The organism is Streptomyces sp. NBC_00490 (genome assembly GCF_036013645.1).
Classification (GTDB): Bacteria; Actinomycetota; Actinomycetes; order Streptomycetales; family Streptomycetaceae; genus Streptomyces; species Streptomyces canus_F.
In genome coordinates, this window is the sequence record NZ_CP107869.1 from 8,762,883 (window position 1) to 8,781,678 (window position 18,796).

Sequence of the window (18,796 nt, forward strand, 5' to 3'; positions counted from 1 at the left end):
CTGTCGACGTGCCTCAGGCCTTGGCGCCCGTGACCTCCGCCGCCTCGCTCGGACTGTCCTGCGGCGCCTCCGCCGGGACAGCGGCCCGCTTCGCCGGGATGAAGGTGGCGATCAGGAAGGCGAGGAGGGCCGCTCCGGCGCCGAGGGCCATGACGACCTTGAAGCCGTTCTCCGAAGGCAGTGCGTAGCCGCCGAAGTCGGTGGTCATCTGGGCGAGGATGACACCGGCGATGGCGCTGGCGAAGCTGGTGCCCAGGGAGCGCATCAGGGTGTTGAGGCTGTTGGCGGCACCCGTCTGGGTGGGGTCGACCGCGCCCATGATCAGGGCGGGCAGGGCGCCGTAGGTGAAGCCGATGCCGCCGCCGATGACGCAGGAGACCAGGACGAGGTGCCAGACCTGCGACATGAGCACGATGTTGAGGCCGTAGCCGGCGGCCACGATCAGGGCGCCGATCATCAGGGTGAGCTTGGGGCCCTTGGCCTTGGTGATGGCGGCGGAGACGCCGGACATGACCATCATGACGATGCCCTGGGGGGCGAGGACCAGGCCGACGGTGAGCATCGACCTGCCGAGGCCGTAGCCGGTGGCTTCGGGGAGCTGGAGCAGCTGCGGCAGGACCAGGGACATCGCGAACATCGAGAAGCCGAGCGCGACCGAGGCGAGGTTGGTGAAGAGCACCTGGGGCTTGGCGGTGGTGCGCAGGTCCACCAAGGGCTGGCTGCTGCGCAGCTCGTAGCGGCCCCAGGCGAGCAGGATCACGACCGAGGCGATGCCGAGGCCCAGGATGCCTGCGGACGTCCAGCCCCAGTCGCCGCCCTTGGAGACGGCCAGCAGCAGGGTCACCAGTCCGGCGGACAGGCCCAGCGAGCCGACCAGGTCGAAGCGGCCGGCGGCCCGCACGTCGGACTCGGGCACGATCAGCAGCACGAGCAGGAAGGAGACGGCGCCCAGGGCGGCGGAGGCCCAGAAGAGGATGTGCCAGTCGAAGTTGTCGGCGATGAAGGCGGCGGAGGGCAGGCCGAGGGCGCCGCCGACACCGAGCGAGGCGCTCATCATGGCGGTGGACCCGGCGAGCCGTTCGGCGGGCAGTACGTCGCGCATGATGCTGATGCCGAGCGGGATGACACCGGCGGCCAGGCCCTGCAGGGCGCGTCCGGCGATCATCGGGATCACGGAGTCGGCCAGTGCGCAGACGACCGAGCCGGAGATCAGCAGGACGATGCTGACCAGGAGCATGCGGCGCTTGCCGTACATGTCGCCGAGGCGTCCGACCACCGGGGTGGCCACGGCGGCGGCGAGCAGGGTGGCGGTGACCGCCCAGGCGGTGTTCGACGCCGAGGCGTCAAGAAGCTTCGGCAGTTCGGGGACGATCGGGATGACGAGCGTCTGCATCAGCGCGACGACGATCCCGGCGAAGGCCAGCACCGCCACGACGGCGTTCGACCGCGACGGGGCGGCCCCCGCTGCGGCGGGTCGGGCAAGGGCGTCGGACATGGCAGGGCCTCCGTGAACCAGAAGGATTGCTTGAGTTACTCAACCATAAATGTGTTGCTTGACTTAAGCAAGCGAATGGGGGGTCATACGGGCAGTTCGGGGGTCCGGGAGGGGGAGGCGCGGCGCCGACGGAGCGCTCACGCCTCGCCGTCGAACGTGACGACCACCTTCTCCGCGGCCCCCGGCGTCAGCGCCAGCTCGAAGGCCCGCTCGACCTCGCCGAACGGGACCCGGTGACTGATCAGCCGGGCGAACCGCTCGTGGTGCTCGATGAGTTCGGGCGTGACCTCGAAGATCTCGGTCGGATAGCCCTGCGAGGCGATCAGCGTCAGCTCGCTGCGCAGCATGCCGCCGAGGTCGATGGCGTCGGACTTCTTCTGTACGGCGACCATGACCAGCTTGGCGTGCCACTTGGCGTTGTCGACGACGGCCTGGAAGACGGCGCCGGCGGCGTCGACGTAGATGTCGGTGCCGGGGCGGGGCTGGCCGAGGGCGTTGGCGGCCCGGCCGTGCAGTTCCGTCAGCCGCTCGGTGACGTTCTCCACGGCAGAGTTGATGACGGCGTCGGCGCCGACCGCCAGTGCCGTCTCGAGGCGCTCGGGAATGATGTCGACGACCACGACGTGCTCCACGCCCCGCAGCTTCAGCCAGATGGCTGCGCCCAGTCCGATGGGGCCGGCGCCGAAGACGACGACCTTGTCGGCGGGCTTCGCCTCGGAGCGGTTGACGGCGTGCCGGGCGACCGCCATCGGCTCGTTCAGCGCGGCGACCTCGAAGGGCACCGTGTCGGGGAAGACCGTGACGTTCTTACCGGTCTCGACGCCCTCGATCAGCAGGTACTCGCTCATGGCGCCGTGCGCGCCGCCGCAGCCGATGATCCCGGAGGGCACGCCCTGCGGGTTCACCACGACCCGGTCGCCGACCTTGACGTCGGTGACCTCGGCGCCGGCCTCGACGATCTCGCCGGCGGGCTCGTGGCCCAGCGGGATCGCCCGCATCGAGCCGTCGGCACCGGCCGGCATGCCGCCGAGATGGAGGAAGAAGGTGTCGGTGCCGCAGATCCCGCAGGCGCGGACCCTGACGAGCGCGTCCGCGGGGCCGGGGGTGGGGCGCTCGACGTCCCGCACGTCGACCTTGTCCTTGGCGGTGAGGACGGACTTCATCGTGGCCATGGAGCGTCTCGCTTTCTGGAGGTACTGCGAAGAGGTGTGACCGGACTCGGGCACGTCCTGACCGGTCGGGCACAAGGGCGACCCGACCGGCGTCGTGAACGGCACCGGGACCGGCGGAGGGCAGGGGGGAGTGGCCCGTCCGCCGGGCCCGGTGACCGCGCCGTACCCCGTCCCCACGGGTCGGGCGCAAGGGGCCGCATCCGCTCAATGCGGCCCCGGTCCGGGTGTGCGTGGTCGGGAGTGGTCGAGCACCCCGTCCCATGCGCACCGGTTTACTTGAGTTAGGCAAGCACGGTCGTGTTACTTAAGTCAAGCAACCAACAGCACATTGCTTAAGTTAGGCAAGTACCTCTAGGGTGGTGTCATGACCGCAGAAGCGCCGGCCCCGGCGACCCTGGCCGAGATAGAGCGAGTGCTCAGCCGGGTCGCCTACCTGGCCGGGCGGAGTCGACGGCACGAGCGCCTCATGGCGATGGCCGGGGTCCCGCTCGACCGCGCGGCCGTGGCGATTCTGCGGCACATCGCGGAGAGCGAGCCGCTGCGTCCCGGGGTGCTGGCGGTCCGGCTCTCCGTGGAGGCCTCCCATGTCACCCGCCAGCTACGGCAGTTGGAGCGGGGCGGCTATGTGATCCGGATCGCGGACCCGGAGGACCGCCGGGCCCAGCGCGTCCAGCTCACCGACACGGGTCTGGCCGCGGTCGGCCGGATCCGCGAGGTCGGCCGCCGCTACCTCGAACAGGCCCTGGGCGACTGGTCCGAGGACGACCTGCGACAACTGGCCCGCCTCTTCCGCCGACTCGTCGACGACTTCACCGACCATGCCGAGGACCCTGTCGGCCCGCCGCTCTCCGCCTGACCGTACCGCCGTCGTATCCCCCCACGATTGGTCGTGCCATGTACGCACATCTCCTGGAGAAACCGTCACCACCACGAGGCGACGGACAGCACGTCCTGGTCGTCGTGGGCGACCCCGGCGACGCCGAACTGCTCACCACCACACTGGAGTTGGCCGGATATCAGGTCGGCACCGCGGCCACCGGTGCCCAGGGCATGGCACGGCTCACCCGGCAGCGGTTCGACCTGGTGGTCCTGGACGCCGCCCTGCCCGACCTGCCGGACCTCGCCCGGGGCCGGCGGATGGCCCCCGCGGACCGGCCCCCACTGCTCTTCCTGGCCTCCTGCGACTCCCTGCACCGGCTCCTGCCCGAACTCGGCCCGGGCGAGGAGGACTACGTCATCAAACCCGTACGCGTCCCCGAGGTACTGGCCCGGGCGCAGGTACTGCTGCGCCGCCGATGTCCCGGGCCGCGCCCCGGGATGCCCGGATACGGCGACCTGCTCCTGGACGACACGACGTGCCGCGCCCGCCGCGGACCCCGGCCGCTCGACCTCACGCCCGCCGAGTACCGGCTGCTGCGCCATCTGCTCGCCAACGCGGGGCGCGTGCTGTCGAAGGAGCAGATCAGCCGGCATGTGTGGGGCGAGTTCCGAGGACACCAGGCGATCGAGAAGCTCGTCTCCCGACTGCGGCACAAGGTGGACGAGGAGGGACCCGCGCTGATCCATACGCGCCGGGGGTTCGGTTACTGGCTGGGCGGCTGAGCGCTCCGCTGGGAGGGCGGGGGTGAACGTGTGGGTCGCCGGGGCTGGCCAGGGCCGGAGCGGCATTCCGGCGACAGCCCCGCGCGCCTGGTGGGGCGCGGTATCGCACCGGATGCTGCTCGGACTGGTCGGGGCGGGTCTTCCGGAGGCTGGTGCGGGTGCGCGGCTGTGTCGAGCGGGCGGGGGCGTGACGGGGTCCTGGGTGATCGGCGGTGTGGATCGCGGTACTGCGGGCGGGGCGCCGGGCTCTCCTGTGGGAAGTGTTGATGCTCGGGGCGTTCGCCTGTCGCTGGGCGCTCATGGAGTGTTTTCTGGAGGCGGGCGCGGGGGCGCGGGGGCGCGGCTGCGTCGAGCGGGTGTGGGTGCCGTGACGGGGGCGGTCGGCGGGGCGCCGGGTCGTCCTGTGGGAGGTTCCGACGCTCGGCGCGTTCGCCTGTCGCCTGGCGCTCAGGGCGTGTCTTTCGGAGGTCGGTGCGGATGCGCGCCTGCGCCGAGCGGGCCGGGTCGGCCGTGATGGGGTCGTGGGTGATCGGCGGCGTGGATCGCGGCTCTGTCGGCGGGGCGTTGGGCCGTCCTGTGGGAGGTTCCGATGCACGGGGCATGCGCGTGTCGCCTGGCGCTCAGGGCGTGTCTTTCGGAGGTCGGTGTGGGTGCGCCGCGAGCGGGCGGGGGCGGCCTCGACGGGGTCGCGGGTGATCGGCGGTGCTGTCGGCGGGGCGCCGGGCCGTTCTGCGGGAGGTACCGATGCTCAGCGCGTTCGCCGTGACGACGGCTGCGATGCCCGCCCATTCCGGTCGGCCCAGTCGCTGGCCGAGGACGATCCACCCGACCATGGCCGCCAGGACCGGGTTGACGCTCATGAACAGGGCGAACGCCGGGGCCGGTACCCGGCGTAGCGTGAACAGGTCGGCGAGGTAGGGAACTGCTGAGGACAGCACACCGGCGGCCACCGCGCAGCCGACCGCCCACGCCGTCGGCGGGTGCCGCACGGCGACGACGATCCCGACCGGCAGGAACATCAGGGCGGAGAGTGCCGCCGCGGCGGCCGAGCCCTGCGCTCCGGGGATGCGGCGGCCCACGCTGCGGTTGAGGAGGATGTACGCCGCCCAGCACCCGGCGGCCAGCAGGCCGAGGCCCATGCCGACATGGTCGGCGGAGGGGCGCGGGCGCATCAGCGTGACGACACCCGCCACCGCCAGCAGCGCACAGCACACGTCCACGCGCCGCCGGGTGGAGGTCAGGGCGATGGCCAGCGGGCCGAGGAACTCCAGGGTCACCGCGAGCCCCAGGCCGACGCGGTCGACGGCGGTGTAGAGGGAGAGGTTCATCGTCCCGAACACCACGGCCAGCAGTAGTACCGGCCACCACTGACTCCAGGTGAACGACCGGAACCGGGGCCGGCCGACGGCGAGGAGGACGGCCGCCGCGACGTACTGGCGGACCGCGACGACCCCGATGGGGCCGATGACGGGGAAGGCGAGCGAACCGATCGCGGCACCGACCTGGTTGGACAGGCCGCTGCCCACCATGGTGGCCACCCCGGCCGGGCTCGTCCGGGACGGCCCGGTGGTGGGCGGGGGAGTGGCCGCGGGGCGTGCGGGTGCCTCTTGCATGGGCCGATCGTGCGCTCCCTCGACACTTGCGCAAAATGCATGGCCCGGCCTATCTATACGCTGGAGTCATGGATGTGGACCTCCGCCAGCTGCGCTGTCTCGTCGCCATCGTCGACGAGGGCACCTTCACCGACGCCGCCCTGGCCCTCGGGGTCTCCCAGGCGGCCGTCTCCCGCACCCTGGCCTCCTTCGAACGGGCTCTCGGGGTAAGGCTGTTGAGGCGTACCTCGCGCGAAGTGACCCCGACCCCGACCGGCCTGCGGGTTCTCGCGCATGCCCGGCGGGTGCTCGCCGAGGTCGACGACCTGGTCCGGGACGCCACCTCGGGCCACGCCCATCTGCGCATGGGCTACGCCTGGTCCGCGCTCGGCCGGCACACCCTCGCCTTCCAGCGCCGCTGGAGCCGGGAGCATCCGGGGACCGACCTGCACCTGGTCCGGGTCAACTCGGCCACGGCCGGTCTCGCGGAGGGCGCCTGTGACCTGGCCGTCGTACGCCGGTCCGTGGACGAGCGGCGGTTCGAGTCGGTCATCGTCGGCCTGGAGCGGCGGCTGTGCGCGATGGCCGCCGACGATCCGCTGGCCCGGCGCCGGTCCGTGCGGCTGGCCGACCTGGCGGGGCGCGTCCTGCTCGTCGACCGGCGTACCGGTACCGCGACCGCTGACCTGTGGCCGCCGGAGGTCCGCCCGGCCACCGAGGAGACGCAGGACGTCGACGACTGGCTGAACATCATCGCCACCGGCCGCTGTGTCGGCATGACGCCGGAGTCGACGGCCAACCAGTACCCGCGCCCCGGTGTCGTGTACCGGCCGGTGCGCGACGGCGAGCCCATCGCCGTGCGGCTCGCGTGGTGGCGGGACGACCCGCATCCGGCCCTGCCGGCGGTGAGGGAACTGCTCACGACGCTGTATCGCGAGGGCTGAGCTGCGACCATGGACGACAAGCATGCCTGCAATACAGCGGACAAAATTGTTGACAATGTTGTCTGGCTAGATTTAGGTTCGACAGGCACTCACTCAGGGAGGGCACGATGCCGAAAGAAGCCCGTCCGAGCACCGGGGAGCAGGCCAAGCAGCATGCGCTCGCGCAGCTGCGGCAGGCGATCCTGCACGGCGAGATGGCACCGGCGCAGCGGCTGGTGGAGAACGAGCTCGCCGAGCAGTTCGGTGTGACGCGGGCCAGCATCCGCGCGGCACTCATCGATCTGGAGTCCCAGGGGCTCGTGGAGCGGATCCGCAACCGTGGTTCACGGGTGCGGGTGGTGACCGTGGACGAAGCGGTCGCCATCACCGAGTGCCGGATGGTCCTCGAAGGGCTGTGCGCGGCGAAGGCGTCGGTCGCGGCGAGCGACGAGCAGCTGGTCGAACTCACCGACCTGGGTACGGCCATGTCCAAGGCCGTCGCCGACGGGGAGCCGGTCACCTACTCCGAGCTCAACCACGAACTGCACGTCCGTATCCGGGAGTTCTCCGGCCAGCAGACCGCACAGGAACTGCTGGAGCGGCTCAATGCCCAACTGGTCCGTCACCGCTTCCAGTTGGCGCTGCGTCCGGGGCGTCCGCAGCAATCCCTGAACGAGCATCTGACCATGATCGAGGCGATCAGGGCCAGGGACCCGCAGGCGGCCGAGACGGCCGTCCGCGCCCACCTCACCAGCGTGATCGAGGCGCTGCGCGACTGATCACGTGCGGGGCGGGCGCCCACTTGTCAGCAAGGAGATTTCAGCATGACCCAGGCCAATGCGCCCGCCGGCCCACGATCGACACTTGTCATCACCGCGCACGCCGGCGACTTCGTGTGGCGTGCGGGTGGCGCCATCGCCCTGGCGGCGTCCCGCGGCGAGAAGGTCACCATCGCCTGTCTGACCTTCGGTGAGCGCGGTGAGTCCGCCAAGGCGTGGCGCGAGGGCAGGAAGCTGGACGAGATCAAGGCGATACGCCGGGACGAGGCGGAGCGGGCCGCGGCCACCCTCGGCGCCGAGGTCCGCTTCTTCGACGCCGGCGACTACCCGCTGCTGGTCACCCCCGAACTGACCGACCGGCTCGTCGAGGTCTACCGCGACACCCAGCCCGACGTCGTGCTCACCCACCCCGTCGAGGACCCGTACAACGGCGACCACCCGGCCGCCAGCCGCATGGCCCTGGAGGCCCGCGTCCTGGCGCAGGCCATCGGCTACCCCGGCCCCGGCGAGATCATCGGCGCCCCGCCGGTCTTCTTCTTCGAGCCGCACCAGCCCGAGATGAGCGGCTTCAAGCCCGAGGTCCTCCTCGACATCACCGAGGTCTGGGACACCAAGCGCGAGGCCATGGAGTGCCTGGCGGCCCAGCAGCACCTGTGGGACTACTACACCGACCTCGCCGTCCGCCGGGGCGTCCAGCTCAAGCGCAACGCCGGCCCGAACCTGGGCCTGGCCCACAAGACCATGGCCGAGGCGTACATGCGTCCCTACCCGCAGATCGCGAAGGAGCTGGCGTGAGCGGCGTGATCGTCACCGACCCGCCGAAGGCGGACCTGAAGGACGTCGACGCGCTGGCACAGTACGGCGTGGCCACCGTCAGCGAGGCGATGGGCCGAACCGGCCTGCTGGGCCCGGAGATCCGCCCCGTCCAGCAGGGCGTACGGGTCGCCGGTACGGCCGTCACCGTGCTCAGCTGGCCCGGCGACAACCTCATGATCCACGCCGCCGTCGAGCAGTGCGGCGAGGGCGACATCCTGGTCGTCACCACCACCTCGCCGTGCACGGACGGCCTGTTCGGCGAGCTGTTCGCGACCGCCCTGAAGCAGCGCGGGGTACGCGGCGTCGTCACCGGCACCGGCATCCGCGACACCCAGGAACTGCGCGACATGGGCTTCGCCGCCTGGTCGCGCGCGGTCTCCTCGCAGGGCACGGTCAAGGCCACCGGCGGCTCGGTCAACGTGCCGATCGCCATCGACGGCCAGGTGATCCGCCCCGGCGACGTGATCCTCGCCGACGACGACGGCGTCGTGGTCGTCCCGCGTGAGCGCGCCCGGGAGACGGCTCTGAAGGCCGAGGCCCGGGAGGCCAAGGAGGCCGCCACCCGCGCCGCCTTCATCGAGGGCCAACTCGGCCTGGACCGCTACGGGTTGCGGGACACCCTCGAGCGGCTCGGCGTCGAGTACCGGTCGTACGAGGAGTACGCGGGGGAGACCTCGTGACCTCCGTGCCCGAGGAGGTGCCCTGTCTGCTGATGCGGGGCGGCACCTCCAAGGGCGCCTACTTCCTCGCCGGCGACCTCCCCGCCGAACCCGCCCTGCGCGACGACCTGTTGCTGCGCATCATGGGCAGTCCGGACGAGCGGCAGATCGACGGTCTGGGCGGCGCGCACCCGCTCACCAGCAAGGTGGCCGTCGTCTCGCCGTCCGCCGATCCGCAGGCAGACGTCGACTATCTCTTCCTCCAGGTCGTCGTCGACCGACCGGAGGTGAGTGACCGTCAGAACTGCGGGAACATCCTCGCGGGCGTCGGCCCCTTCGCCGTCGAGCGCGGACTGGTCCCGGCGGGGGAGGAGCGCACCTCCGTCCGGATCCGCATGGTCAACACCGGCGACCACGCCACGGCGACCTTCCCCACTCCGGGCGGCCGGGTCGACTACACCGGCGACGCACGGATCTCCGGCGTGCCGGGCGCAGCCGCTCCGGTGGTCATCGAGTTCCCGGCCGGCGCGGGCGAACTGCTGCCTACGGGAAGCGTCCGCGACGAGATCGACGGCGTCCAGGTGACCTGCGTGGACAACGGGATGCCGACCGTGCTGATCGCCGCCACTTCGCTGAAGGTCACCGGGTACGAGTCGCCCAAGGACCTGGAGGAGGACCTGACGCTCGCCGACCGGCTGCGCCGGATCCGCCTGGAGGCGGGCCGGCTGATGGGCCTGGGCGACGTCTCGGACACCACCGTCCCCAAGCTCACCCTCCTCGCCCCGCCCCGCGACGGCGGCGCGGTCACCACCCGAACCTTCATACCGGTGCGCTGTCACACGTCGATCGGTGTGCTCGGCGCGGCCAGTGTGGCCGCCGGGCTGCGGATCGACGGCAGTGTGGGGGCGGATCTCGCGGAGCTGCCGCCCGGCAGCGATCGGATGCGCATAGAACATCCCACCGGATTCCTCGACATCGAAAGCAGCCTCGGGACCACCCCCGAAGGCCTTCCCACCGCCCGCCGCACGGCCGTGGTCCGCACGGCCCGCAAGATCTTCGACGGCAGCGTCTTCCCCCGGGCTGCCGCACGACCCCAAGGAGGTCACCGATGACTCCGCCGCTCGGCGACATCGCGCACATCGGCCACGCCCAGCTGTTCACCCCGGACCTGGACGCCAGCGTCGGCTTCTTCACCGACTACCTGGGCCTCACGGTCAACGGACAGGACGGCGACACCGTCCGGCTGCGGACCTTCGACGACTACGAGCACCACAGCCTGGTCCTCACCGCCCGCGAACAGCCCGGCCTCGGCCGGCTCGCCCTGCGCACCTCCAGCGAGGAGGCCCTCCACCGCCGCATCGAAGCGATCGAGGCGGCGGGAGGCACCGGCAAATGGGTCGAGGACGAACCGGGTATCGGCCGCCTCTACGTCACGACCGACCCGGACGGCCATGAACACGCCCTGTACTGGGAGAGCGAGCACTACCGGGCCCCCGACGAGCTCAGGCCCGCGCTGAAGAACCAGCCGCAGGCCAAACCCAACCGGGGCGTGGGCGTACGGCGCTTGGACCACGTCAACTTCCTCGCCGCCGACGTGCTCGCCAACGCCGAGTTCCAGCAGAACGTCCTCGGCGCCCGGCCCACCGAGCAGATCCGGCTGGACAGCGGGAGGATCGCGGCGCGCTGGCTGACGTACACGAACAAGTCGTACGACGTCGTCTACACCTCGGACTGGACCGGCAGCACCGGGCGGCTGCACCACATCGCCTTCGCGACGGACTCCCGCGAGGACATCCTGCGCGCGGCCGATCTCGCCATCGACAGCGGGGTGTTCATCGAGACGGGCCCGCACAAGCACGCCATCCAGCAGACGTTCTTCCTCTACGTCTACGAGCCGGGCGGCAACCGCGTCGAGCTGTGCAACCCGCTCACGCGGCTCGTCCTCGCGCCCGACTGGCCGCTGATCACCTGGACCGAGGAGGAGCGCAAGAAGGGGCAGGCCTGGGGTCTGCAGACCATTGAGTCGTTCCACACGCACGGGACGCCACCGGTGGTCTGAGCTGGGCAAAGGGCCGCCCGCCGATGATTGTCGATGAGATTGTTGACAAAAACGTTGACTCTCGGCGGGCGGCTCCTTAGCGTCTAGCGCACCAAGCACGAGAGGTAACCAACGATGTCTTCCTCCCCCTCCCCCGCTCTGTCCGCCCGCGGCAGCAGACTGGCCCTCCTGGTCGTCGGTCTGTGCTGGCTGGCCGTGCTCTTCGACGGCCTCGACATGTTCATCTACGGCTCGGTGCTGCCGCACCTGCTGGAGACGAAGACCTTCGGCCTCACCGCCGACCAGGCCGGCGACCTCGGCTCCTACGCCACCTTCGGAATGCTGATCGGCGCGCTCACCGCCGGCACCGTCGCCGACCGCATCGGCCGCAAGAAGCTCATGGTCGGCTGCGTGACCCTCTTCTCGCTGGCCTCCGGCGTCTGCGCCATGGCGGGCAGCGTCGAGGTCTTCGGCCTCGGCCGCACCCTGGCGGGCATCGGCCTCGGCGGCCTGCTGCCCACCGCGATCAGCATGGTCTCCGACTACGCCCCGCGCGGTCGCGGCGCCCTCGTCATCGGCCTGTTGATGACCGCCCACCACGCGGGCGGCATCCTCTCCGCCTACGTCGCCAAGTGGCTCATCGACCCCGTCGGCTGGCGCGCCGCCTTCTGGGTCTGCGTGCTCCCGCTGCTCTTCGCGCCGGTGCTCGCCCGGTTCCTGCCCGAGTCGCTGAGCTTCCTCGTCGCCAAGGGCCGCACCGAGGAGGCCCGCGCGCTGGCCGAGCGGTACGAGGTCGCACTGCCCGCCGCCAAGGGCGGCAGGCAGGCCGCGGCCGAGCGCTGGAACTCGCTGCTCAACCTGTTCCGCGGCGGCGAGTGGATCCAGACCCTGCTGTACTGGCTCGCCTCCTTCGGCGGACTGCTCCTCGTCTACGGCGTCGCCACCTGGCTGCCCACCCTGATGCGCGCCGAGGGCTACGAGCTCGCCAACGCGCTGACCTTCGTCGTCGTCTTCAACCTCGGCGGCATCGTGGGCATGCTCGTCGCGGGCCGGGCCGCCGACCGCTTCGGTGCCCCGCGCATCTCGGCACTCTGGTTCGCGCTGACCGCCGCGGGCGTCTTCCTGCTCAGCGTCCACATGCCGATGGGCGTGACCATGGCGGTCGTCTTCCTCACCGGAGTCTTCCTCAACAGCGCCCAGACGATGATCTACGCGACGGTCTCGATCGCCTCCACCCCGGACAGCCGTGCCACCGCCGTCGGCTGGACCTCCGGCATGGGCCGCTTCGGCGCCGTCTTCGGCCCGTGGCTCGGCGGCCAGCTGCTCGCCGCGGGCAACGGGGAGTTCGGCTTCACCGCCTTCGCGATCGCCGGACTGTCGTCCATGGTCTTCATCGGCATTGCCGCACTGCGCGGCTCCAGGCCGGCCGCGCGGAGCGGTGCGGACCAGGAGTTGGTCGGCGCCCACTGACCGGGGCGAGGGGCAAGGACGGAAGCCGGTCACCGCATGCGCTGCGGCGACCGGCTTCCGGCATGTCAGAGATCCACGACGAGGTCCGGGGCGGCGATGCCGAGGGGGCCGGCGAAGGCTTCACCGGCCGCTTCCAGAGCCGCCGCCGTGTCGGTGCCCGGCCACAGGTGCGTGAGCAACAGCCTTGCCGTGCCCGCCTGTCGGGCGTACCGGCCGGCCAGGCGCGCGGTCAGCAGATACGGGGCGTCGCCGGGCGACGGGACCCGGTGGACGTACGTCGCCTCGGACAGGAAGAGATCCGCACCCTCGGCGAGGCGCGGGATGTCCTCGCTCGGACCGGTGTCCCCGGTGTAGACCAGCACGGCCTCCGGAGTGCTGATCCGCAGGCCGGCGTTGGGCACGAAGTGCGGCAGGAGCCGGGTGCCGACGGTGAAGGGGCCGATCCTCAGCCGGCCACCGGGACGGAACTCGTGCAGGCGGTAGGCGGCGGCGAGCATGCTGGGCTTGTCGAGGGCGAGCACGGCGTCGAGGGCACCCTGCGGGGCGTACACCGGCAGCGCGGGCGGCGGATCGTCGCTCAACCCCCGTGCGCGGAGCAGGGGATTGAGGTCGGCGCAGTGGTCGGGGTGGCCGTGGCTGACCAGGACGGCGTCCACGGCGTCGACCGTGAGGCGCGTCAACAGGCGCGGCAGCGTCGCGTATCCGGGGTCGACGAGGAGGCGGAAGCCGTCGTCCTCGACCACGTAGCCGCTGCATGCCTGCGTGGCGGTGGGCCAGGCGCCGCAGCCGCCGAGAACTGTCAATCGCATGGCCCAGGAGCTTAGTTCGGCTCGGTCGTCACCCGACGGCTTCCCGCAGGTGCCGGGCGATGAGCGCGTACGACTCCCGTGCCTTCACCTCGTCCTTGCCGTCGTAACCGTGGTCGGCGCCGGTCACGTCATGGTGCCCGGCCAGCGCGCCCAGGGGTCGCAGCCGGTCGGCGTAGCGCTGCGCCTCCGCCTTCAGGAGGTCGTACTCGGCCGTGACGATCAGCGCCGGGGCGATGCCCTTCAGGTCGGCGGTGTCCGACGGGTGCGCGGGGGAGGCGAGCCGGTCGCGGCGCAGCCGTACGTCCGGGATGTACGAGGTGTCAAAGACGTCGGCCATCCAGGGCCGCAGCATCGGCCGGGCGACGGCCGCCCTCTTGTGCCGGGCGCCGGTGGCCAGGTCGAGCGGCGGATAGTGCAGGACCTGGAGGGCGATCCCGGGCCCGGCCTCCTCCAGCGCCTGGCGGGCCACGGCTGCCGCGAGCCCGCCGCCGGCGCTCTGCCCGCCCACCGTGAGCCGGCCGCCGTCCCAGCCCTGCTCGGTGCCGTGCTCGGCGACCCAGCGGACGACCTCGTAGGCCTGCCGGACCGGCGCCGGGAACGGGTGCTGCGGGGCGACCACGTAGTCCACGTTGATCACCACCACGCCGGCCTCCGCGGCCAGGAACCGGCACAGCGGGTCGTCCAGCTCGGTCAGCGTCATGACGTATCCACCGCCGTGGAAGTTGACGTGCACCGCGGGCGTCGCACCCTCGGTGACGGTCGGCAGATAGACCGTGGCGCGGGCCGGGGCGACCGACGTCGGGATCGTCAACTCCCTTACCTTGCGCGGGAATTCGGGGAATCGGGCGTACGACGAGATGGTCAGACGCCGGCCGGCCAGCCGGGTCGTTCGCTGCATCGCCCTGGCCGCGAGGGCGGCGATCGGGGGTCGAGCCAAGAGGGGCATACGGCCGAACTTAGTTGAGTCAGGCAAGGAGAAGCTAGACCTTCGTGCGGACGCCGTCCAGGGCGATCGACATGACCCGTCTGCGCTGGGCGTCGTCGTCGAAGGAGGTCGCGGTGATGCCCGCGACCATGCGCAGCAGATCGGTGAAGTCCATGTCGGTGCGCGCCTCGCCCGCCCGCTGGGCCCGCTCGAGCAGCGGGGTGCCGGCGCCGTACATCGACGTGCGACAGGCGGCGAAGATCTCCGTCTCGTCATTGAGGGCCTCGCGGACGGCGCGCTTGGTCACCATGTAGTCCGCGAACCGGTCGAGCCACGCGGTCAGGGCCTCCCAGGGCTCCCGGTCGGCCACCTCCTCGGCGACCCGCACCAGGGTGTTCACCTCGTCCGCGTACACGGTCTCGAAGAGATGGCGCCTGGTGGGAAAGTTCCGGTACAGCGTGCCGATGCCGACGCCCGCCCGCCGGGCGATGTCCTCCAGGGAGGCCTCCGCCCCGTGCTCCGCGAAGGCCTCGCGGGCGGCGGCCAGCAGGGCGTCGTAGTTGCGGGCGGCGTCCTTCCGGGTGGGACGGCGGGCCGCGACGATCTCGCTGACGGGGGACGGCTGGGCGGTCACGGAAGCCTCCCGGGGCTGAAACGGAGGTCTACCTCCGTTCCGGGTTGAAGCGGAGGTGTGCCTCCGCTAGAGTGGAGGCGTGCCTCCACTTTATCAGTCGAGGTGCGTCCCTGCCCTTTCCGCGACCGCTTCCCACGAGGCTCCGGCCGCACTCTGTGTTCGGAGAGGCTCTCCATGCCCCGCACGTCCACCCGCCTCACCTTCGCGGTCCTCGCGACCGGTGCCGGCGTCTTCGCCATGCTGCAGTCGCTGATCGCGCCGGCCCTGCCGACCGTCCAGCACGCGCTGCACACCTCGCAGTCCACATCGACCTGGGTGATGACGGCGTATCTGCTGTCCGCCTCGGTCTTCACCCCGATCCTCGGCCGCATCGGCGACCTGATCGGCAAGAAGCGCACCCTCGTCGCCGTCCTGCTCGTCGTCCTGGCCGGCTGTCTGCTCGCCGCCCTCGCGCCGAACATCGGCATGCTGATCGTCGCCCGGGTCGTCCAGGGCGTCGGCGGCGCCCTGTTCCCACTCTCCTTCGGCATCATCCGCGACGAGTTCGCCCCGTCCGAGGTCCCCGGCAGCATCAGCAACCTGTCCGCCGTGATCGCCGCGGGCGGCGGCGTCGGCATCGTCGCGGCCGGACCCATCGTCTCCGCGCTCGACTACCGCTGGCTGTTCTGGATCCCCGTCGCGGTCGTCGCGGCGACCACTCTGATCGCCCTGCGCTACGTACCCGAGTCACCCAACCGGGCCGAGGGCAAGGTCAGTTGGCTCGGCGCCGTCCTGCTGTCGGCGTGGCTGGTGGCCCTGCTGCTGCCGCTGAGCCAGGCGGGCACCTGGGGCTGGGGGTCGGCCCGGGTGCTCGGCCTGTTCGCCGTGGCCGTCGTCCTGTTCGCGCTGTGGCTGCTGGCCGAGGCCCGCTCGCGCTCCCCGCTGATCGACCTGCGGATCATGCGACTGCCCGCGGTGTGGACGACCAACACCGTCGCGCTGCTCTTCGGCGCGGGCATGTACGCGCTCTGGTCCTTCCTGCCGGCCTTCGTGCAGACGCCGAGCTCGGCCGGGTACGGCTTCGGCGCGAGCGTCACGACCTCCGGACTGCTGATGCTGCCGATGCTGCTGGCGATGTTCTGCTCCGGCATCCTGAGCGGCCGGCTGGCACCCGTGGTCGGGGCGAAGGCACTGCTCACCACCGGCGCCGCGCTCGGCGCGGTGGCCCTCGGGTTCCTCGCCCTCTGGCACGCCGCGCAGTGGCAGATCGCCGTCGTCGCGGGAGTGTTCGGCCTCGGTATCGGACTGGCCTTCGCCTCGATGGCCAACCTGATCGTCGGCAGCGTGCCGCCCGAGCAGACCGGCGCCGCCACCGGTATGAACGCCAACATCCGCACCATCGGCGGCTCCATCGGCGCCGCGGTCACGAGCGTCCTGGTCACCGGCCGGCTCCAGCCCTCCGGGCTGCCGTACGGCTCCGGCTACACCCACGGCTTCACCCTGCTCGCGGTCCTGTGCCTGGCCGCCGCCCTGGCCGCCCTGCTGGTGCCGGTCCGCCGGGCGGGCCGTGCGACCGGGACGGCACGGGCCACGGGCGAACCGTCGGAGGCCGGCCGGCCGGCGGCCGTACGCGGCTGACGTCCGCCGTCGTCACGTCCATGCGGTAGGGTTTACCTGCGTGTTCCCGCGGTTCGTCCGGGGGAGTCGCACCGGGACGTGGCGCAGCTTGGTAGCGCACTTGACTGGGGGTCAAGGGGTCGCAGGTTCAAATCCTGTCGTCCCGACGGTGTGAAGGGCCCTCGCGGGCAGCAGCCCGCGAGGGCCCTTCGTCGTTCCGTCAGCGCAGGCCCAGCCGCTGCCGGTACTGCGGCAGCGGTCCGGCGCTCGCCAGTACGGCGGCGCAGCGGGTGTCGGCCGCGCAGGCCTGTCCGGGGTCGCGCGAGGGGAGCAGGGTGTTGCCGGTGAACTCCAAATCGTGCGGGTCTCCGCACCCCTCGTCGGGGTGTTCCTTGTCGGCCGGGGGCCAGGCCCCGGGGAAGTCCCGCCGCTCCAGCCACGAGGGCACCGCGTCGTCCCAGAAGTTGCCGCGGTAGCGCACGTGGCGGACGGGGCGGTCGCCCCATTCCTCGCTGCATCCGCCGATGGCGGCGACATAGTCGTAGACCGCGTTGCCGTCCACGGTGGTCCAGTTGGTGCTGTCGTCGGTGTAGATCCCGACGTTCCACTCGCCGTACCTGCTGCTGGTCACCGCGTTGCCGCTGATGACGGCGCCGTCGGCGAACGAGGTGCCCTGTTCGCCCCGCAGGTAGATGCCGCCGCCGTCGGCCAGGAGCCGGTTCGTCGCGAAGACGCGGTTGCCGAGGATGCGGTTGCCGCGCATGATGCCCCGCAGGTCGTCGGCGGGACCGGACAGGATGCCGGTGTAGGGGACGTGGTCGACCTGGTTGTGCGCGATGGTGGTGTGCTGGGTCGCGGTGTCCCAGATGGCGGAGGCGGCGTGGTACTCCGCGCCGATGTGGTGGATCCGGTTGTTGGTGATCCGGTTGCCGCGGTTGGTGCCCTTCTGGTCCGGCGGGGCCACTCCGAGCAGGATGCCGCCGTCGGAGACGTCGTCGACGAGGTTTCCGTCGACGGTGTTGTACGAGCTGTTCCGCGACAGCTCCAGTGCCTGGGCGCCGAGACGGGTGAACCGGTTGCCCTCCAGCGTGATGCGCTCGGCGGTGCGGAAGGCGACCGCACCGGGCACCGTCAGCAGCCGCGCGTCGTCGCCCTTTCCGGGGCGCAGATACATGCTCCACGCGGAGGGGAACCCGGCGGGCTCGCTGGGCGCCAGCCAGGTGGCGTCCGCGAACGTCAGGCCCCGGAAGTCGACGTCGTGCAGGGGGCGGCCCGGTCGGCCGGTGCCGGTGACCAGGTTCTCCAGGACCGGGGCGATCACCTCGGCGCGGCGCATGTCCTGACCGGCGCGCGGGAAGTACAGCAGCTCGTGGTGACCGGGGCGGGAGCGGTCGAGGTACCAGCTGCCGGGCTCGGGCCGGAAGCTGGGTGAGTTCTCGACGGCCGTCGGCTCCGTCAGCAACTCCGGCCCCCCGTAAAGGGCTTGGGCAAGGTCCCAGCAGGGCTGGTCCATCGTGATGGCGGTGCCGGAGACGGCGGCGACCCCGCAGCGGCCCTCGACATAGCCGCCGCGGTAGACGAACTCGATGTCGGCGGGGTTCTTCCAGCTCCGCGGCACTGCGCTGGTGGTGACGTAGCCCTTCTTCGTCACCTTCAGCGTGCCGTCGAAGCCGGCGCCCTCGCGGGAGAGCCGGGTGGCGCGGCGCCCGTCGACGTAGAGTTGCCGGGTCTCCAGACCGCCCACGTCCGCGCGCCAGAACCCACGCGACCCCGGGTCCGGTCGCCAGCCGGAGATCCGGCGGCCGCCGCTGAGGGTGACCCGCTCCTGCCGCGGGGTTCCGTAGCCGTACGCCTGGTAGATCACCCCGGAGTCACCAGCGGCCTCCGACAGCCGCAGCGGCTTCTTGAGGGTGTACGTCCCGCCACGCAGGTTCACCACCAGGCCGGACGTCCTCTCCGGTGCCCGGGTGCGCGCGGCCTGTTGTGCGCGTGCCGGGGTGGCGAAGGGGTGGTCCAGGGTGCCGGGCCAGGAGTCCTTGCCCCACGGGGCGACGTACAACTGCGGTTCTGTTGTGGGCTGTTCGGCCGACGCCGAGGTCGGTAGGGCCGTCATCGCCGCTGCCATCGCCAGCGCCACCGCGGTCGGCGCGCCCGCTCTCGTCCGCTTGTGCAGGATCACCATGCTTCCCCCAGGGTGAGTTGTGTCTTCACCCTGGGGGAAGCGGGAGATGGCGGGCATCGGGCGATCGTCGAGGGAAGAACCATCCTCGGATGGCACGGCGGCTA

At 71.5% G+C, this 18,796-nt stretch carries 17 protein-coding genes and 1 tRNA gene; 11 read left to right on the forward strand and 7 right to left on the reverse strand.

Going from position 1 to position 18,796, the window contains the following annotated elements:
• Positions 1–13: 13 nt before the first annotated feature.
• Together OG381_RS39920 and OG381_RS39925 are read right to left on the reverse strand one after the other, a co-directional pair.
• A complete protein-coding gene (locus OG381_RS39920; protein ID WP_327720842.1) occupies positions 14–1,495 on the reverse strand; it encodes an MFS transporter in 1,482 nt (493 codons plus the stop codon).
• Between the two features lie 137 nt (positions 1,496–1,632).
• Entirely contained in the window at positions 1,633–2,667 is a 1,035-nt protein-coding gene (locus tag OG381_RS39925) for a zinc-dependent alcohol dehydrogenase (RefSeq protein WP_327720843.1), read from the reverse strand.
• Between the two features lie 364 nt (positions 2,668–3,031).
• Here OG381_RS39925 and OG381_RS39930 point away from each other — a divergent pair, with 364 nt between their 5' ends.
• Positions 3,032–3,523, forward strand: coding sequence for a MarR family winged helix-turn-helix transcriptional regulator (locus OG381_RS39930; protein ID WP_327720844.1), 492 nt, complete (start codon positions 3,032–3,034; stop codon positions 3,521–3,523).
• 38 nt (positions 3,524–3,561) lie between these two features.
• Positions 3,562–4,269 carry a response regulator transcription factor gene (locus tag OG381_RS39935; RefSeq protein ID WP_327720845.1) on the forward strand — a complete coding sequence of 236 codons (708 nt, stop codon included), beginning with the start codon at positions 3,562–3,564 and terminating at the stop codon, positions 4,267–4,269.
• A 620-nt stretch (positions 4,270–4,889) separates the two neighbouring features.
• On the opposite strand, the gene OG381_RS39940 is transcribed toward OG381_RS39935, so the two are convergent.
• Positions 4,890–5,882 (reverse strand): EamA family transporter, encoded by a 993-nt coding sequence (locus OG381_RS39940; RefSeq protein ID WP_443061975.1) that lies wholly within the window; start codon positions 5,880–5,882, stop codon positions 4,890–4,892.
• Between the two features lie 68 nt (positions 5,883–5,950).
• On the opposite strand from OG381_RS39940, the gene OG381_RS39945 reads away from it, so the two are divergent.
• The 7 genes from OG381_RS39945 to OG381_RS39975 all read left to right on the forward strand — a co-directional run bounded on the left by OG381_RS39945 (position 5,951) and on the right by OG381_RS39975 (position 12,546).
• Positions 5,951–6,805 (forward strand): LysR family transcriptional regulator, encoded by an 855-nt coding sequence (locus tag OG381_RS39945; RefSeq protein ID WP_327720846.1) that lies wholly within the window; start codon positions 5,951–5,953, stop codon positions 6,803–6,805.
• Between the two features lie 107 nt (positions 6,806–6,912).
• The gene (locus OG381_RS39950; RefSeq protein WP_307023386.1) at positions 6,913–7,563 is read left to right on the forward strand and encodes a GntR family transcriptional regulator; all 651 of its coding nucleotides are present in this window, start codon (positions 6,913–6,915) and stop codon (positions 7,561–7,563) included.
• Between the two features lie 45 nt (positions 7,564–7,608).
• The gene (locus OG381_RS39955) at positions 7,609–8,358 is read left to right on the forward strand and encodes a PIG-L deacetylase family protein (protein ID WP_327720847.1); all 750 of its coding nucleotides are present in this window, start codon (positions 7,609–7,611) and stop codon (positions 8,356–8,358) included.
• Positions 8,355–9,059, forward strand: a complete 705-nt coding sequence (locus OG381_RS39960) for a 4-carboxy-4-hydroxy-2-oxoadipate aldolase/oxaloacetate decarboxylase (protein WP_327720848.1) — start codon at positions 8,355–8,357, stop codon at positions 9,057–9,059. The genes OG381_RS39955 and OG381_RS39960 overlap by 4 nt, the downstream gene beginning before the upstream one ends.
• A gap of 32 nt (positions 9,060–9,091) precedes the next feature.
• Positions 9,092–10,150: a 4-oxalomesaconate tautomerase gene (locus OG381_RS39965; protein ID WP_327722679.1), complete on the forward strand. Its 1,059-nt coding sequence runs from the start codon at positions 9,092–9,094 to the stop codon at positions 10,148–10,150.
• A complete protein-coding gene (locus OG381_RS39970; protein ID WP_327720849.1) occupies positions 10,147–11,097 on the forward strand; it encodes a VOC family protein in 951 nt (316 codons plus the stop codon). Before OG381_RS39965 ends, OG381_RS39970 begins: the two co-directional genes overlap by 4 nt.
• A gap of 114 nt (positions 11,098–11,211) precedes the next feature.
• Positions 11,212–12,546: an MFS transporter gene (locus OG381_RS39975; protein WP_327720850.1), complete on the forward strand. Its 1,335-nt coding sequence runs from the start codon at positions 11,212–11,214 to the stop codon at positions 12,544–12,546.
• Between the two features lie 65 nt (positions 12,547–12,611).
• Here the strand turns inward: OG381_RS39975 and OG381_RS39980 are convergent, their stop codons facing one another.
• The 3 genes from OG381_RS39980 to OG381_RS39990 are packed head-to-tail and all read right to left on the reverse strand — an operon-like array spanning position 12,612 to position 14,914.
• Positions 12,612–13,355 carry an MBL fold metallo-hydrolase gene (locus OG381_RS39980; protein WP_327720851.1) on the reverse strand — a complete coding sequence of 248 codons (744 nt, stop codon included), beginning with the start codon at positions 13,353–13,355 and terminating at the stop codon, positions 12,612–12,614.
• Between the two features lie 28 nt (positions 13,356–13,383).
• Entirely contained in the window at positions 13,384–14,301 is a 918-nt protein-coding gene (locus OG381_RS39985; protein WP_327720852.1) for an alpha/beta hydrolase fold domain-containing protein, read from the reverse strand.
• Positions 14,302–14,335: 34 nt separating this feature from the next.
• Entirely contained in the window at positions 14,336–14,914 is a 579-nt protein-coding gene (locus OG381_RS39990) for a TetR/AcrR family transcriptional regulator (RefSeq protein ID WP_327720853.1), read from the reverse strand.
• A 174-nt stretch (positions 14,915–15,088) separates the two neighbouring features.
• Between OG381_RS39990 and OG381_RS39995 the strand changes: the two genes are divergently transcribed.
• Entirely contained in the window at positions 15,089–16,531 is a 1,443-nt protein-coding gene (locus OG381_RS39995) for an MFS transporter (RefSeq protein WP_327720854.1), read from the forward strand.
• Between the two features lie 72 nt (positions 16,532–16,603).
• Positions 16,604–16,677 (forward strand) — tRNA-Pro (locus OG381_RS40000).
• Between the two features lie 53 nt (positions 16,678–16,730).
• On the opposite strand, the gene OG381_RS40005 is transcribed toward OG381_RS40000, so the two are convergent.
• A complete protein-coding gene (locus OG381_RS40005) occupies positions 16,731–18,692 on the reverse strand; it encodes a right-handed parallel beta-helix repeat-containing protein (protein WP_327720855.1) in 1,962 nt (653 codons plus the stop codon).
• Positions 18,693–18,796 lie beyond the last annotated feature (104 nt).

Coding starts and splice junctions, on each gene's coding strand:
- OG381_RS39935 (WP_327720845.1), top strand. CDS start 3,562: ATGTACGCACATCTCCTGGAGAAACCGTCACCACCACGAGGCGACGGA.
- OG381_RS39950 (WP_307023386.1), top strand. CDS start 6,913: ATGCCGAAAGAAGCCCGTCCGAGCACCGGGGAGCAGGCCAAGCAGCAT.
- OG381_RS39975 (WP_327720850.1), top strand. CDS start 11,212: ATGTCTTCCTCCCCCTCCCCCGCTCTGTCCGCCCGCGGCAGCAGACTG.
- OG381_RS39995 (WP_327720854.1), top strand. CDS start 15,089: ATGCCCCGCACGTCCACCCGCCTCACCTTCGCGGTCCTCGCGACCGGT.
- OG381_RS39955 (WP_327720847.1), top strand. CDS start 7,609: ATGACCCAGGCCAATGCGCCCGCCGGCCCACGATCGACACTTGTCATC.
- OG381_RS39980 (WP_327720851.1), bottom strand. CDS start 13,355: ATGCGATTGACAGTTCTCGGCGGCTGCGGCGCCTGGCCCACCGCCACG.
- OG381_RS39970 (WP_327720849.1), top strand. CDS start 10,147: ATGACTCCGCCGCTCGGCGACATCGCGCACATCGGCCACGCCCAGCTG.
- OG381_RS39965 (WP_327722679.1), top strand. CDS start 9,092: ATGCGGGGCGGCACCTCCAAGGGCGCCTACTTCCTCGCCGGCGACCTC.
- OG381_RS39930 (WP_327720844.1), top strand. CDS start 3,032: ATGACCGCAGAAGCGCCGGCCCCGGCGACCCTGGCCGAGATAGAGCGA.
- OG381_RS39985 (WP_327720852.1), bottom strand. CDS start 14,301: ATGCCCCTCTTGGCTCGACCCCCGATCGCCGCCCTCGCGGCCAGGGCG.
- OG381_RS39920 (WP_327720842.1), bottom strand. CDS start 1,495: ATGTCCGACGCCCTTGCCCGACCCGCCGCAGCGGGGGCCGCCCCGTCG.
- OG381_RS39925 (WP_327720843.1), bottom strand. CDS start 2,667: ATGGCCACGATGAAGTCCGTCCTCACCGCCAAGGACAAGGTCGACGTG.
- OG381_RS39945 (WP_327720846.1), top strand. CDS start 5,951: ATGGATGTGGACCTCCGCCAGCTGCGCTGTCTCGTCGCCATCGTCGAC.
- OG381_RS39940 (WP_443061975.1), bottom strand. CDS start 5,882: ATGCAAGAGGCACCCGCACGCCCCGCGGCCACTCCCCCGCCCACCACC.
- OG381_RS40005 (WP_327720855.1), bottom strand. CDS start 18,692: ATGGTGATCCTGCACAAGCGGACGAGAGCGGGCGCGCCGACCGCGGTG.